The following is a 14,128-nucleotide window of genomic DNA, read 5'->3' on the forward strand; positions in this document are numbered from 1 at the left end:
CGTGACACATCGCCGATCCTGGCGCAGGCCGACAACGCGCTCGTCGAACTGCTCAAGAGGTAGCCGGGCCAGCTCCAGCGTCTTCTGCGAGCAACAGCGCGGCGGTGCCGTCCGCCACCGAGCGGGACAGGTCCGCCAGGCGGTGCCGGGCCGTTTCGGCGCTGTCCGCGAGCACCACGATGTCGGCACGCCCGGACGCCGCGAGATGACCGACGTTGTGCACGAGCAGATCACCGCGCCTGGTGGACGGATTCCAGAGCCTGCCTTCCAGACGATCGATCAGGACGTCGAATGGAATCGAACGCAGCTGCGGATGCCGCAGGGCGCCGAAGGCGTAAGGCGGTGATCTGTGCGGAAAGAGGCGGTCCAACATGGCCCCCAGCACCGAGCCGCCGCTCCACCTGGCATTGCAGTCGACGACCCGAACGTCCGCGTCCGCGAAGGACCGGCCGGTGACGATGAAGTCCAGCGACAGGCGTCCGAGATATCCCAGTGCTTGCAGGAGCGCCGCGATCGTCGAGGCGTGCGAGCGCAGACGGCGCACGATCTCGCGCGGAAGTGCGCCGGCGACGCCGCCGCCGAACTGGGAGCGTTCGGCGTCGGTGAAGATCTGATCGATCACCCTGCCGCAGATCGGTGCCGCCGCCTCCTCCGCCGCTATCGTCACCTCGATGCTGGGTGCGGCGAGTGTTTCCTCCCAGCTGGTCACCAGCACGGCCGAGTCACCTCGGAGACCCAGATCTCGGTAGACGTCGGCGGCCCAGGCGATGAGGGCCTGCCGATCGAGTCGACGCAGGACGTCGGTGGCGAAGACGCGCATGCCGAGACCGCCAGCGGAATCCGGTATCCGAACGGCGAGTTTGGGCGAGTGTCGGGAGATCTCCTCGATTACGGCCGGGAAGTCGGCGAAACGGCGCGTCACCCGGAACCGGGGGATCGCCTCGGCGCCGAGCAGGTCCGCGACTGTACTGAGGAACCAGGACTTGTCATTCGCCAACCGACACAACCGGGGAGGCGGCCCGAGCACCGGCACCGATCGACGCGCGGCACGGGACATGCGATCAGCGAGCTGCCACGCCGCCTCGGACGCGTGGTAGGGATGCAGACAAGCGCCGCCGCGAGCGGCTTCGACCAGGGCCGCCGACGTACGGCTGTCGCTCCAGGCCGCCGAACACAGGTCAGTGGCGGAGTCGGGATGCAACCAAACCGGATCACCCAGCCCGAGGCGCCCTGAGTAGTACTCGTCGAATCCGGCTGGTGGCCGTGGCCGACAGACGATGATGTCGTCGTCTCCGGCGCGCAGCCGGGCTCTGAGTTGAAACCCGTCCGGATACGGGATCTGATTCATGAGTCGGATCGCGCTGTAGTCGTCGAACAGGACAGCCCGCCGAGCGTTGGTCCACACCCCGCGATCCGTCGTCGCTTCCTTCTGCGCGTGTAGTTCCGAGTCGCCGTAGAGAATGTCCGCCGCCAGCCGCCGTGGATCTGGTCTGCTCCGGAATTGCGATGATCGCATTTGTATTCCTATCTGCTCCCGTCGCACCGACGATAGAGGAGCCATCGATGACAGCGAGCGGCCCGTCGCCGCGTGGCACCGTCGTTTGTCGTCGGTCGCACTGGGGCGAGAGGCTGACCACGTGAGATCACCATCAGGTACCCCACCCGTCGTCGGCGTGCTTGCCTGTAGCAGCCAGAGCGCCACCGGCACCACCTACTCACACGTCAACAGGACGGTCGTAAGTCAACTCGCTCGGCACGCCGACGTTGCCGCCGTACTGATTCCGGCCACCGAGCCGGACAATGCCAGCGCTATCCTGTCGGTCCTCGACGGCCTCGTGTTGCCCGGTGGTCCGTCCTTCCTGCACCCGGCCCGTTTCGACACGACCACGCCGATCCGGCCGGACCGCGTCTACGACCCTGCGCGCGATGCCGTCGCCAGCGCCCTGCTCGCCGCCGCGGCCCACCTGCCCGACCTGCCGGTGCTCGGCAGCTGCCGGGGCATGCAGGAGATCGCCGTGCACAGCGGCGGGCTGCTGTGCGAGACCGACCCCACCGGTAGCCACCGGCGGCTACCCGATGAGAACGACGACCGGTGGGGCCCGGCCCACCCAGTCACCCTCACCCCTGGCGGCCACCTCGCCAATCTGCTCGGCCACCTGCCCAGCGCGGAGTTTCTGGTCAACTCCCAACACTGGCAGGTCGTCGACCGGCTGCCGACCAGCGTCAGCATCGAAGCGGTGGCACCCGACGGCGTGATCGAAGCCATCGCCGTCGACCGGCCACACCGATTCGTGCTCGGCGTCCAATGGCACTTCGAACAGCACACCGCCCGCAGCCCGCTGGACCTGGCTCTCCTGGCCGAGTTTGGCCGGCGCTGCCGGATCCGGCACAACGGCGGGTAGCTCGCTGACACGGTCCACCGCCCACTTGCCGCCGTGTCGGCGAGGGTGCCCAGGACGGCTTGCCGACTCGTGTCGCCTTGCGCCGCTGAGACATCGAAGCGATACCATGGGCGAGGCTTACGCATTCTCGGCTCCCCATGCACTGACGACGGCGGCACGGGGTTCGCCTCTGGGGCACGTTCTGTTGAACTCGGAGTCGGCGTGAAGAGACAACGTGCACTCGCGCTGTATCTCAATGTCGCGCTGATTCTGGCCACGAGCCTGCTCGGTCTGATCGGCAACTATCTGACGAACCTGAGTGAGCCACCCACTTACCTGCGGGTCCTGCAGTCGGTGGCGATTCCGGCGTTCGTCGCGATCGTGGTCCTCCTCGTCGTCGGGCAGGTCGTTCTCCACGTCGTGGCGAATCCCAAACCGAAACGCTCCGACTGGGACCCGCGCCGGCCGCCGTACCCGGGGTTGGAGCCCTTCCGGGAGGAGGACTCCGCCGTCTTCTTCGGTCGGGACCAGCAGATCTCGGACATCGTCGGGCGGATGCTCGCTGCCTCGGCGGACCCGCGGGAGCGGCTGCTGGTGGTGGTTGGCTCGTCCGGCGGCGGGAAGTCGTCGCTCGTGCAGGCAGGTGTCGTTCCGACGCTCAAGACCCGGCGGTGGATCAACCTGCCCACGATCAACCCGGGCAGCGCACCGGTGACGAATCTGGCCAAGGCCATCACCGAGGCGCTCCCCGAGCCGGTCGCCATGCCGGTCATTGTCCGGGCGATACGAGAAAATCCGGCCAGCGCGGCTAACTACGTCGCCAAGATCCGCCGAGGAATGGGACGCCGGTTCGGCCACGTGCTCCTGGTGATCGACCAATTGGAGGAGCTGTTCACGCTGTCCGGCGAGAGCGATCGGCACCTGTTCCTCGAGATCGTCGAGCGCCTGTTGGCCGCCGACTCCCGGTTGTCGGTGATCGCAAGCATGCGCATCGAATACCTCGCGCAGTTCCTCGACAGCGACATGGCGGCGCTGTTTCAGAATCCCGTCGCGATCGGTGCCATCAAGACGGAGTACCTCAGCGCGATCATCGAGGAGCCGGCCCGGATCGCCGGCATGACGTTCGAGCCGTTGGTCGTCAACCGGATCATCGCCGACGTCGGCACGACCGACGCGCTGCCGCTGCTGGCGTACCTGCTGCAGGAGCTCTTCTTCGAGGTCCGGCCAGGGGCCGCGGTGAGCCTGAAGGCGTACCTCGCCACCGGCGGGGTCGGTGGCGCACTCACCCGGCAGGCCGACCAGGTCGTCACCGAGCTACGCGGGGAAGGCGGCATCGCCCCGATCCTGACGACCCTGCTGCGGTTCGTCTCGCTCGACTCCAGCGAGGCGACCAAACGACCGGTAGCTCTGCGGGAGCTGAGCTCCGAGCAGCGCCACATTGTCGCCGCGTTCGTGGACGCGAGGCTGCTGGTCAGCAAGGTACAGGACGGCGATCCGGTCGTGGAGGTAGCGCACGAGTCGCTGTTCCGCCTCTGGGCGCCGCTGCGGCAGGAGGTCGAGACGCGGGCCGAGCACCTCCGTCGGCGCTCCGAGTTGGAGCGGTGGGCTGCCGACTGGCAGCACTCCGGGCGTAGCGACGACTACCTACTGACCGGGCAGCGGCTGGTGCTGGCCGAGCAGTGGCTCGCCGGCCTGGAGGCGCTCGGCCAGGCGAGCGAGGTGGTCCGGGCCCTGATCGAGCAGTCGAAGCGCCGAGACCTGGCCTTCCTGCGTCGCGTGTCGGAGAACATCGGCCGGTACGTCCTTGCCAATGCCGAACGGTTTCCGGAACTGTCGATCCTGCTCTCCATCGCGGCGATCGCCGAGGCGCCCATCACGCCGCTGATCGAACGCGCCCTCATGTCCGCGCTCGCCTTCAGCCACCTGCGACGGGTGCTCACCGGGCACACCGACACCGTACGGTCGATCGCCTGGTCCCCGGACGGCCGCCTGATCGCCACCGGCTCCCGGGACAACTCCATCCGCGTGTGGGACCCCGACTCCGGCCGGACCATCGCCGACTTCACCGGTCACGACGCCATGGTGGAGGCCATCGCCTGGGCACCCGACTCGCGCCGCGTCGCCAGCGGTTCCCGGGACCGTACGGTCAAGTTGTGGCGGGTGGGCGCGGACGATCCGCCGCCGACCCTCTACGGCGCCGACGACCTGATCCGCGGCATAGCCTGGTCGCCGGACGGCGAGCACGTCGCCGCAGGCGCACAGGACCACCACATCCACGTGTGGCGGACGGACACCGGCGACCACACGGCGACCCTGCGCGGGCACACTGGCGATGTCTACGGTCTCGCCTGGTCGCCGAACGGCACGCTGCTCGCCTCAACGTCGCACGACCGCACCGCCATCGTGTGGGACTTCGCCACCGGTGATCAGCAGACCGTGCTGCGGGGGCACAGCGACTTCATCGAGGGCCTGTCGTGGTGCCCGGATGGGCGACGGCTCGCCACGGCCTCGGGCGACCAGACGATCCGGATCTGGGACGTCACCGACGGCCGTCAACTGCTGCTGATCCGTGGGCACACCGATTTCGTCTGGGACGTGTCCTGGTCACCCGACGGACGGTCGCTGGCCTCCGCCTCCAGCGACCGCACCGTACGGATCTGGGACGTCAGCGACGCCCGGGAGGTCGCCACGCTGCGTGGTCACGAGGACGCCGTGTGGGGCGTGGCCTGGTCGCCCGACGGCACCGCGCTCGCCTCGGCCTCCAGCGACCACACCGCCCGGGTCTGGTCGATACTGCCCCGCGGTGCCGAACGACAGGCGTTCACCGGGCACACCGGCGGGCTCCGCGCGGCGGTGTGGGCCGCGGGCGGGTCCCGGATCGCGACCGCCTCGGACGACGGGTCGGTCCGGGTCTGGAACGTGGCGTCCGGAGTCGTCAGCACCTTCACCGGGCACACCGGCACCGTCTGGGGGGTGGCGTGGGCACCCGACGGGCACCGCCTCGGCTCGTGCTCGAACGACGGCTCCGTGCAACTGTGGCGCCCGGACAGCGTCCAGCCATACCTCCGGCTGGACGAAGAGACGATCTGCGAGGGTCTCATGTGGGCCCCGGACAACACACGGATCGCCACGGCCTGCCGGGACGGCACGGCGTCGATCTGGAACGCCACGACCGGCCGCCGGCTGCTGCAACTGCGGGGCCACACCGACTGGGTGGTCCGCCTCGCTTGGTCGCCGAGTGGGCGCATGATCGCCACGACCTCGGATGACCGTACCGCCCGGGTCTGGGACAGCTCCACCGGCGAGGAACTCGCCGTCCTTCGCGGCCACCACAACTGGGTGGACGGTGTGGCCTGGTCACCGGACGAACAGTTCGTCGTCACCTGCTCGGCGGACTGGACCTCCCGGATCTGGGCCCCCCGCACCGGTCGGCACATCCGGACCCTCGAAGGCCACGAGGGGCGGGTACGGGCGGTCGCCTGGTCGCCGTCCGGCGACCAGATCGCCACCGGCTCCTACGACCGCACCATCCGGGTCTGGAGCGCGCTGGACGACGCGGAGCCTCGGGTGGTCGGCGTACACGTGGATCGGGTGACGTCGGTCGCCTGGTCGGCCGACGGGCGGACGCTGCTCAGCGCCTCGCTGGACAAGTCGGCCCGAATCTGGTCGGTCCAGCCCGACATTGACGACCTTCGGAACCGAGCCCGGCGCCGGGTGTTCCGAGATCTGTCCGCGGGAGAGCGACAGTCGCACATGCTCTCTCTGCCAGACGAATCGCCCGGGCAGCAGTGAGCCCTCATCGTCGGTGGCGCTCGGTGTGCCGAGTCAGCCGCAGGACGGAGTCCAGCAGGATGGCGGCGGCACCGGTGGCCCGGGTGTCGACCACCGGCACGGGATAGCGATCCCCCTCGTGGAACGGACTGCCACCGAAGACCGAGAACCCGGCCAGGGTGGCGGCGATGCCGACTCGGCGACAGAGGTCCGCGATCGTCTGGAGTTCGTCGGTCACCGGCGGGACCGGCAGGCCGGGAAACATCGCCCGGACCTGACGATCGGTGTCGTGGCACATGATGATCGCGTCTGGCGACGCTCCATAGAGGAGGTTGACCGAGTTGCCACCGTAGACGCGGTGCAACGTCGCCGCCTGCCCCTCGACGACGACGAGTTCGTGCCCCGCGCCGGCCAGGCGGTGGACGGCACGCTGCACGGCCCCGGTGATGAAGTCCGCGAAGATGCGGTCGACCTGCACCACCGCGTCCGCGCCACACATGGCCGCGATCTGCCCGGTCGCCAAAAAGGCGCTACGCATACCCCGGGAGAGCGCCTCGCGGTGTACCGCGAGGGCCGTCGTCATCTTTCCGACGGCGCAGTCGGTGCCGGTCGTCAGCAGCACCGTCGCGTCAACCGACAGGTCGGCCGACAGCGTCTCCCGGGGGCCGTCGCCCCGCACGTCGACCAGCTCGACACCGGCCGCGGTGGCCAAGCCGACCAGGTCGGAATCGTCGTTCAGCCGGGCGTGTGTGCTGCAGATGACGTTGAGCCCGTGCCGGACCACGTCGACGGCCACAGCCTTCAGCCGGTCGGGGACGACGGTGTGCGCGTCCATCGAGTTGACGCCGATCACCACGCTGCGGGCACCGGCTCGCGAGGCGGCGGCGAGATCCGGCACCACGGGCACGCCAAGCGGCCCGACTCCGAGGACCACGCCGGCATCGGCGCCGGCGTGGCGTGCGTCCACCACGCAGGCGACCGTCCACCGCGTGCCGGTCAGGATCAGGCCGGACGCCGTCTTGGTGCCGGGCAGACCCAGCCGACCATCGGTCCAGACGGCAACGGGATCCAGAGCGGAGGAAGCCGCCTCCATGTTCCCAGTGGGTGCTTCCATCAGTCATCAATCTGCTCAGCGCGACGTGGCTGGGGCCTGTCATAGCATAGGCCAACGGCAATGCGGCCGAGCGGCGCGCTCGGCGGCGGCGACGCTCCGACCGAGGGCATGCCAGGGCTGTACGCACACTCCTGGCAGTGGCGAAGGAGTGTTCGGCAATGGACCGGCTTGTGGCAGTTTTCGGCATCGGCCTGGTCGAGCCGGCCACGCCGATCGTCCATGCCGACGACCCGGGGCTGCTGCGTGGCGACGGGGCGTTCGAGGCGTGGCTCCTGGCTGGTGGCGAGCCCGTACTGCTGCCCGCCCACCTGAACCGGATGTCCCGATCGGCGCACAGCCTGGCACTGCCGCTACCGGAGCTCGACGCGCTGCGCACCTTCGTCCTCGAAGTCGCGGCGGCCTGGCCCCACGATGTCGAGGCGGTCCAACGCCTGGTGTGCACCCGGGGGCGAGCCGGCACCGGCCGGCCCACCATCTTCACCACAGTGGAGCCCGTGCCGCCCTGGACGTCGGTCAACCGGAGGCGCGGGCTTCGTCTCGTCACGGGCACCGTCGGGTTCCCGGTCCGCGAACGCGCGAAAGCCCCGTGGCTGTTGGGCGGCGTGAAGTCCCTGTCGTACGCCGTGCACGGCGCCAGCCAGCGGTGGGCCGCCAGCCACGGCGCTCAGGAGATGCTCTGGGTCAGTTCCGATGGCTACGCGCTGGAGTGCCCCAGTTTCAACCTGGTCTGGATCCGGTCCTCGACCATGTTCACCGTGCCGGTCTGGTCGGGCATCATCGCCGGCACCACGTCGGGCGCGCTCATCGGGCAGGCGGCCGCGCTCGGCCTGGACACCGACGAGGCCCTGGTGACCCCCGACGAGTTGGTACACGCGGACGGCGTGTGGCTGACCGGGTCGCTGAGCGGGATCCTGGCCGCCACCGAAATCGACGGGCGTCCGCTGCCGCGATCCCCGCTCCTGGGCGAGGCCAGACGGTTGATCGGCTACCCCGAGATCTGACGGGCCGCCCGTCGTCACAGCACCGGGTCGACAGTGCGGATCTCCTCGCTCAGCAGGTAATCGTGGGGGTCCAGGCCCATCGCGATACGCTCCGGCGAGCGCCAGTAATCGACGTTGGCCTCCTCGAACGACTGCGGACCGGGGTGTGACACGAGCCAGATGTGCTGCTGACGCTCGACATCGACCCAGGACCCCGAGATCTCGAAGCCGAAGCGCCGGCGCAGTGGCACGACGAGGGTCCGCCAAGCCGTCACCCACGCGTCGAGCCGCCCCGGCCGGACGGTGTAGATCCGCAATTGTGTCGTCACGTCCCAGCGCCACCTCGGCAGACCTCAACATCCGCGGGCCCTGACGATACGCCGTCCCCAACGTCCCAGCTTGTCCGTCATGATCGGGTGACGTGGAAAATCGCAACACCGTTTGCGAATCTTGACCGACCTCGCACCCCTCGTCGACCACATGACCGACGCTCACGTCGTCGCAGACATCCAGGCACGGCTTCAGGTGCTAACCATTTCATCCTGGACAGGGCGTGTTCGATCCCTGCTCGGACCGTACCGCCGGCATGGGGGTACGAGTCGGTGAGCGACACGAACCGTGGCCCCACCGCCGGCGAGGCACTTCCAGACATCGGCAAGAGCTGGAACAGCGTAGGGTCGGCGTGCAGTGAAGACCTCGCGCACGCTGCGGGTCTTCCGTCATCTGCACGCCGCGATCAGGCGAGTACCACGCTGCACGTTCACCGACCTGCTCCAGGAGGTTCGATCATGTCCAAGGACTCGACGACCAAGGCGAACGTCAAGAAGAAGGGTAAGACGATCAAGGAGAAGCAGACTGCGAAGCGCCTGAAGCGCGACGAGCAGAACGGCCATTCCTCAAACATCGTGCCCACCGGGCGCTGACGCCGGCCGCATCGCTCGATTGCTCGCAATGCGGCGATGATGGTGAGGGCTGACGATCGTCGGATTCTCACCTGGCCCAGTAAATGAGGTTTTCGGGGGGCGGTTCAAAACCCCACAGGCAAACGTAAAGCCCTGACCAGTTTCCGCTGGTCAGGGCTTTTTTCTGTCGCGTGTCGCGGCACACGGACTGAAGGTGTTGGACGGCGTTCTGAAAGTGTTGGACGGCGTTTCACTCGAACTCACAACGGCGCCGTGCCGGCAATCCCGGGTCAGGATCGTCGGCACGGCGCCGTTGTGAGTTCGGACGAGTCCGTCCGAGTACAGCTAGTCTCGGACGGACTCACGGAGGTCCTCCCGCTACTGACCGTAAGCTTTCGCGGTCCAGCCGAGCGAGCCGAGGGAGCCGCCCTTGATGTCCGTGCCGACTCCGTCCGTCTTCAGGGCGTCGAAGTGCACGGAGGCCGAACCGGCGGCGGTGATCCCGAGCAGCGGCCGGCCGTTGGGGTGCGCGTCACAGTAGCCCGTGCTGAGGCTGGTGAAGGATCCCCAGCCGCTCGCCCGCAGTACCTTCGAGGTGATCGTTGTCGGGGTGGCCCGGTTGACTCGCCACTCCTTGAGCTCCCCGTTGGCCTTGGTACCGATCAGCACGTCCACGGCGGCGCTGCCCGTTCCGCCGCTGCGCTCGTAGGTCAGTGTGTTGACCGTGTCCCAGCCGGTGGTGGTCAGCCTCACCGGCGCGGAGAGCGTGAACACGTCGTCCACGTAGGTCTCCGTGTAGCGGTAGAGCGAAGTACCCGCCACGCGGTAGAGGTACGGCGACGCCGATGCGAGGATGCGGGTATCGGCGAACCCGTTCTTGAAGCGGCTGGCGGTGATCGCCGTGATTCTCCAGGTGCCGTCGACCAACTCGCCCTGGCGGCTCACCTTGTAGAGCCAGCCGTCGGTCGGATGGGCGGCGTACTCGGTGCTGCGGAAGCTGGTGTCGTCACCAGAGGCACCGATCTGCTGATGCGCCGACGGCACCCAGCCAAGGTTGTCGTTGGCGTAGGCCTTGGTGCTGGTCGTCCTGTCGGAGTACACGTAGCTGAGACGCTGCCCATCGGAACGGTACGCCGCCGTGGAGACGCTACAGTCCGCGGGAACGTCACTGAGCGCCGCAGCCGCCGGCCCGGCGGGCACGACGCCTCCAGCCACGGCGAGACCGGTCGCGACAACGCTCAGCGCCGTCGCGGCGGCCACGATGGATTTACGCATGAGGCAAGATCCTCCAGTAGTACGACTGTGGGGCGAGGGTCGCCGCGCGCGGGGTGTGGATATACGGTCCCGCTTGGGCGTCGCGCGTTGCCGCGCATCCAGGGCGCACGGGGGTGCTCCCCGATGGGCCAGTCTGGACGGCAGAACGGTACGGTGTGGCCCGTACAATCGTCGTACAACTGGCGTATAGACCACTGACTCGCCCCCGTCATCCGAGTGCGGGCCACCTGGTGACAGCGCCGACATTACGTCGACCGGCTCGACCGCCGGCACAGGGTTCGAGCGCCGTTCCCGATGCGGTTGGTAAGAAGTTACCTCTGGCGGCTTGATCGTCCAGCAAGGTTTCGGGCATCGCTTCATTGCTACGGTGACCCTCGTGCAGGACGCGACCGAAGCGAAGCTCGACGACTGGCGCGAGCGGCTCGAGCCGATGCTTGCGGGACTCCAGGATTTCGTCGTCGGACCCGACGAGTCCCTCGATGATTCCGTCGAATCCCTACGCGACCTCGAACACACACTGCTCGCCGAGACACCGGCCGGGCAGCCGCCACGCGAGGGACTGGCCGAGGCAGCCGGCGGCTACCTTGGGGAAGTATTGCTCACCGTCGGCGGAGGCGCCTGGACCTGGGACCCGGACTCCGACCTCCCCGTCACCGACCTCGGCGTCGGCGAAACGGCCGAGCCCATGCGGCTCGTCCTTGACGCCCTTGTACACCGCACCGGGACGGTGTGGTCGGCCACGTACGAACGTATCCGGGCGCTAGCGGCCACCCGCCGGAACGAGGATCCCTTCTGGGAACCGCGACGTACCGATCAGCCGGCGTTACACACGCAGACCTTGGCTGCCGCACCCACCGATCCATGGCTCACACACTGGCTGACCATCCGTGAACAAGGATTCCCCGAGTGGTCCGCCGCCACCGGCCGAGCCGACGATCTGGACTTCAGCCCGGAGTCATTGCTGGCACTCGAGCAGATCGTACGACGCCGGATCCCGGCCAAGGACGCCCTGCGCGAACCGGCGGACGACGACTTCGTCCAGGGGGCGATCTGGTACGTCGGCGAGATCGCCCGGCGCCACCGCGACGCACACTGGCGTTACACCCCCGACCCCACCGGCACCAGCAAGAACCCGTACGTGGGCAGACCATTCGTCGAACAAGACGACCACGGGAACGACGCGATACCCCTGCTCGAACTGGAGGCCGCCGTCTTGTCCGACGAGACCGGCGTACTCCTGGACCGGTTCGAGGTGTTCGATTAGCAGCAGGGACGGCATTGCATCAGGAGCACCGGCATCACAGGGTGCTGTCGTCAGGCACCCGCCGGACACCGGTGAACGCGTCGCGGGTTGCACCGAGACGCTCCCACGCCGCTCCGGCAGGTCGGCGGCCCATTCGACGATCTCCACGACGCGGCTCGATTCCCGAAACCACCGCCGCGATCGCGAGCAGTCCCGGCAGCGGATGGATCCGGCCGCCAGCGTCCCGTGGGTCCGGAACCCGGGCGAGGGCCTGCAGCAACCCTGGCGTGTCCTGTTCCGACAGCGGCAAAATTCGCCGCTGCACCGATCGCGACTCCTGCGTGACAAGGCGCCTTTGATAAACAGCGTAAGGCCCGGCTACCGGAACGGCATTGATCGATGTCTTGACTCTATGCGCCGCCCTGCTCATGATTTACTGCGGCGGCTCAACAGTGAGGGTAGATGTGATGACGCAGGGAGAGCCACCGGCAGGAGGCCCCACATCAGCCGTCACTCTCAGCGAGCTTGGACAAACTGGCCGACTCGCGCGCGTCGGTCGTGGCACGAGGGACTGGCTGACACGTAGGGCCCATCGGCGGGAACTGAGTATCGCGAGCCTCGGTTCGGTGCTCCTCGCTGTCGCGATGATCTGGCTGATTCCGCCGTACGCGGTTCGCGTGGTGACTGCCGGCGCCAAGACTGTGCCGATCGCCGACCCGGCCCACACCATCGTCGGTGACGTGGGTGACCCGACGGCCCAAGCATGGCTGGTGGGATGGGGTGGCCACGCTCTCACCCACGGTCTGCGTGGCCTGTGGGATACCAACGCTTTCTATCCCGACACGTACGGCCTAGCCCTGAACGACAGCCTGCTCGGCTATGCCCCGGCAGGGCTGATAGGCAACGGTGTAGTCGGCGCCGTGCTGCGCTACAACATCCTGTTCGTGCTGGCTTTCGCGCTCGCGTTCCTCGGCGGCTACGCGCTCCTGCGCCAGCTTGGCGCGAATAAGGTCGCCGCCGCGGTAGCCGGGGCTGCCCTCGCCTACGCGCCCTGGCGCTACGGCCACGACGGCCATTTGAATATTCTCTCCACCGGTGGTATCACTCTGGCCCTGGCGATGCTGGCGCGCGGCCACGGACTCTCGTTCACCCGCGGCTACCTTGCCGAACGAGTCCGGCCGGGCTGGGCGTTCGCTGGCTGGCTGGTTGCGGCCTGGCAGGTCAGCCTAGGCTTCGGCGTGGGGCTGGGATTCGTATACGTCCTCGCCGCCCTCTGCCTGATCACACTGATAGCCTGGCTGATCCACCGCCCACGCCTTAGCCTCTGGCTGATCGTCGGTGATCTGATCGGCGGGCTGGTCTTCACCGCGGTGACCGGATACTTCGCGTACGCGTACAAACACGTGCGCGAGCTCAACCCAGATGTCACCCGGGACTGGGACTACGTCGCATTTTTCTCCCCGACACTGCGCGGGCTTCTCGTGGCGCCGCAGTCCTCGCTGCCCTGGGGCACCCTGCACAGCGACGCCCGCACCGCTCTTGGTGGCGTACCGACTGAGAAAGTGCTGCTATGCGGGTATGCACTGTATCTACTGGCCTTCGCCGGCCTGTTCCTATCCCGCTGGTCAGCGGTGCAACGGCTTCTGCTGCTGTTCGGGGCGGTCGTCGGAGTGTTGTTCGCGCTGGGCACGAACGGGCCGCTCTACCGCCTGCTCTATCTTTACGTGCCCGGGTTCGATGGATCCCGTACACCAGGCCGCTTGATCTTGTGGCCCACTCTCTGCCTGGCCATCCTCGCGGCTGGCCTGGTTACCCACCTGGCCGAGGTGGCTCGCAGGGGCGCCGAGCCGAAATGGTCGGTGGGAGCGGCACGTCTGCTGACCGTTCCGTTGCTGGTCCTCGTGCTAGCTGAGGGCCTGCCTGACCTGGACCATCCCCAAACCCCAGCCAAACCGGCCGCGATGGCGCTAGCCTCCGCGCACGCTCCCATCATGGTATTGCCGTCCAACGACGGTATCGACCTCAACGTCCTGCTTTGGTCGACCGACGGTTTTCCCACCATGGTCAACGGTGCGGCCAGCTACACCACACCCAACCGTCAGGCGATCCGCGACGTTATGGCGACCTTCCCCAGCAAGCCGGCCTTGGAGCGGTTGCACCAGCTCGGCATCCGCAGCGTCGTCCTGCTGCGCGACCGGGTCCACGGTACCCCGTACGAACCACTGCTTGACATCCCCGACGTACCCGGCATCACCCGCCATGACGTCGGGCCAGACGTGGTTTACACCATCGACACCAACACCAAGAACCCCTAACGAAACCGTGGTGCCACCGAAGGCTCAGCTACCGCGGCAAGCCACCAGAGGCGAGCCCGCAGCCGGCCCAATGCTTCCTCGCGGCGGCTTCGCCTACGTGTCTTGGGCGAGCCCACCCTTCTCGTCGATGGCGAACCCCTCACCATC

At 67.9% G+C, this 14,128-nt stretch carries 11 protein-coding genes; 6 read left to right on the forward strand and 5 right to left on the reverse strand.

Going from position 1 to position 14,128, the window contains the following annotated elements:
• Positions 1-52 precede the first annotated feature (52 nt).
• On the reverse strand, positions 53-1,543 hold the full coding sequence (locus AC5L30_RS21620) for an ATP-grasp domain-containing protein (RefSeq protein ID WP_494869430.1): 1,491 nt from the start codon (positions 1,541-1,543) through the stop codon (positions 53-55).
• Positions 1,544-1,637: 94 nt separating this feature from the next.
• On the opposite strand from AC5L30_RS21620, the gene AC5L30_RS21625 reads away from it, so the two are divergent.
• Together AC5L30_RS21625 and AC5L30_RS21630 are read left to right on the forward strand one after the other, a co-directional pair.
• Positions 1,638-2,402, forward strand: coding sequence for a gamma-glutamyl-gamma-aminobutyrate hydrolase family protein (locus tag AC5L30_RS21625; RefSeq protein WP_494869431.1), 765 nt, complete (start codon positions 1,638-1,640; stop codon positions 2,400-2,402).
• 201 nt (positions 2,403-2,603) lie between these two features.
• Positions 2,604-6,173 carry a WD40 repeat domain-containing protein gene (locus AC5L30_RS21630; RefSeq protein ID WP_494869432.1) on the forward strand — a complete coding sequence of 1,190 codons (3,570 nt, stop codon included), beginning with the start codon at positions 2,604-2,606 and terminating at the stop codon, positions 6,171-6,173.
• A gap of 4 nt (positions 6,174-6,177) precedes the next feature.
• Here AC5L30_RS21630 and AC5L30_RS21635 read toward each other — a convergent pair whose 3' ends face one another.
• A complete protein-coding gene (locus tag AC5L30_RS21635; protein ID WP_494869433.1) occupies positions 6,178-7,266 on the reverse strand; it encodes a DUF1611 domain-containing protein in 1,089 nt (362 codons plus the stop codon).
• Positions 7,267-7,424: 158 nt separating this feature from the next.
• Here AC5L30_RS21635 and AC5L30_RS21640 point away from each other — a divergent pair, with 158 nt between their 5' ends.
• On the forward strand, positions 7,425-8,267 hold the full coding sequence (locus AC5L30_RS21640) for an aminotransferase class IV (RefSeq protein WP_494869435.1): 843 nt from the start codon (positions 7,425-7,427) through the stop codon (positions 8,265-8,267).
• 14 nt (positions 8,268-8,281) lie between these two features.
• On the opposite strand, the gene AC5L30_RS21645 is transcribed toward AC5L30_RS21640, so the two are convergent.
• Positions 8,282-8,575 carry an NIPSNAP family protein gene (locus tag AC5L30_RS21645; protein WP_494869436.1) on the reverse strand — a complete coding sequence of 98 codons (294 nt, stop codon included), beginning with the start codon at positions 8,573-8,575 and terminating at the stop codon, positions 8,282-8,284.
• A 273-nt stretch (positions 8,576-8,848) separates the two neighbouring features.
• On the opposite strand from AC5L30_RS21645, the gene AC5L30_RS21650 reads away from it, so the two are divergent.
• Positions 8,849-9,169: a hypothetical protein gene (locus AC5L30_RS21650; protein ID WP_494869437.1), complete on the forward strand. Its 321-nt coding sequence runs from the start codon at positions 8,849-8,851 to the stop codon at positions 9,167-9,169.
• Between the two features lie 357 nt (positions 9,170-9,526).
• On the opposite strand, the gene AC5L30_RS21655 is transcribed toward AC5L30_RS21650, so the two are convergent.
• Positions 9,527-10,423 (reverse strand): hypothetical protein, encoded by an 897-nt coding sequence (locus AC5L30_RS21655; RefSeq protein WP_494869438.1) that lies wholly within the window; start codon positions 10,421-10,423, stop codon positions 9,527-9,529.
• Positions 10,424-10,799: 376 nt separating this feature from the next.
• On the opposite strand from AC5L30_RS21655, the gene AC5L30_RS21660 reads away from it, so the two are divergent.
• A complete protein-coding gene (locus tag AC5L30_RS21660; protein ID WP_494869440.1) occupies positions 10,800-11,687 on the forward strand; it encodes a hypothetical protein in 888 nt (295 codons plus the stop codon).
• 34 nt (positions 11,688-11,721) lie between these two features.
• Here the strand turns inward: AC5L30_RS21660 and AC5L30_RS21665 are convergent, their stop codons facing one another.
• Positions 11,722-12,096 (reverse strand): transposase family protein, encoded by a 375-nt coding sequence (locus tag AC5L30_RS21665; protein WP_494869441.1) that lies wholly within the window; start codon positions 12,094-12,096, stop codon positions 11,722-11,724.
• Between the two features lie 196 nt (positions 12,097-12,292).
• Between AC5L30_RS21665 and AC5L30_RS21670 the strand changes: the two genes are divergently transcribed.
• Positions 12,293-13,981, forward strand: a complete 1,689-nt coding sequence (locus tag AC5L30_RS21670) for a hypothetical protein (protein WP_494869442.1) — start codon at positions 12,293-12,295, stop codon at positions 13,979-13,981.
• The last annotated feature ends 147 nt before the right edge of the window (positions 13,982-14,128 follow it).

This window comes from Micromonospora sp. BQ32 (assembly GCF_059358895.1).

Excerpts from the sequence above, each read along its gene's own strand:
- AC5L30_RS21640 (WP_494869435.1), top strand. The coding sequence starts at position 7,425 with ATGGACCGGCTTGTGGCAGTTTTCGGCATCGGCCTGGTCGAGCCGGCC.
- AC5L30_RS21635 (WP_494869433.1), bottom strand. The coding sequence starts at position 7,266 with ATGGAAGCACCCACTGGGAACATGGAGGCGGCTTCCTCCGCTCTGGAT.
- AC5L30_RS21665 (WP_494869441.1), bottom strand. The coding sequence starts at position 12,096 with ATGAGCAGGGCGGCGCATAGAGTCAAGACATCGATCAATGCCGTTCCG.
- AC5L30_RS21655 (WP_494869438.1), bottom strand. The coding sequence starts at position 10,423 with ATGCGTAAATCCATCGTGGCCGCCGCGACGGCGCTGAGCGTTGTCGCG.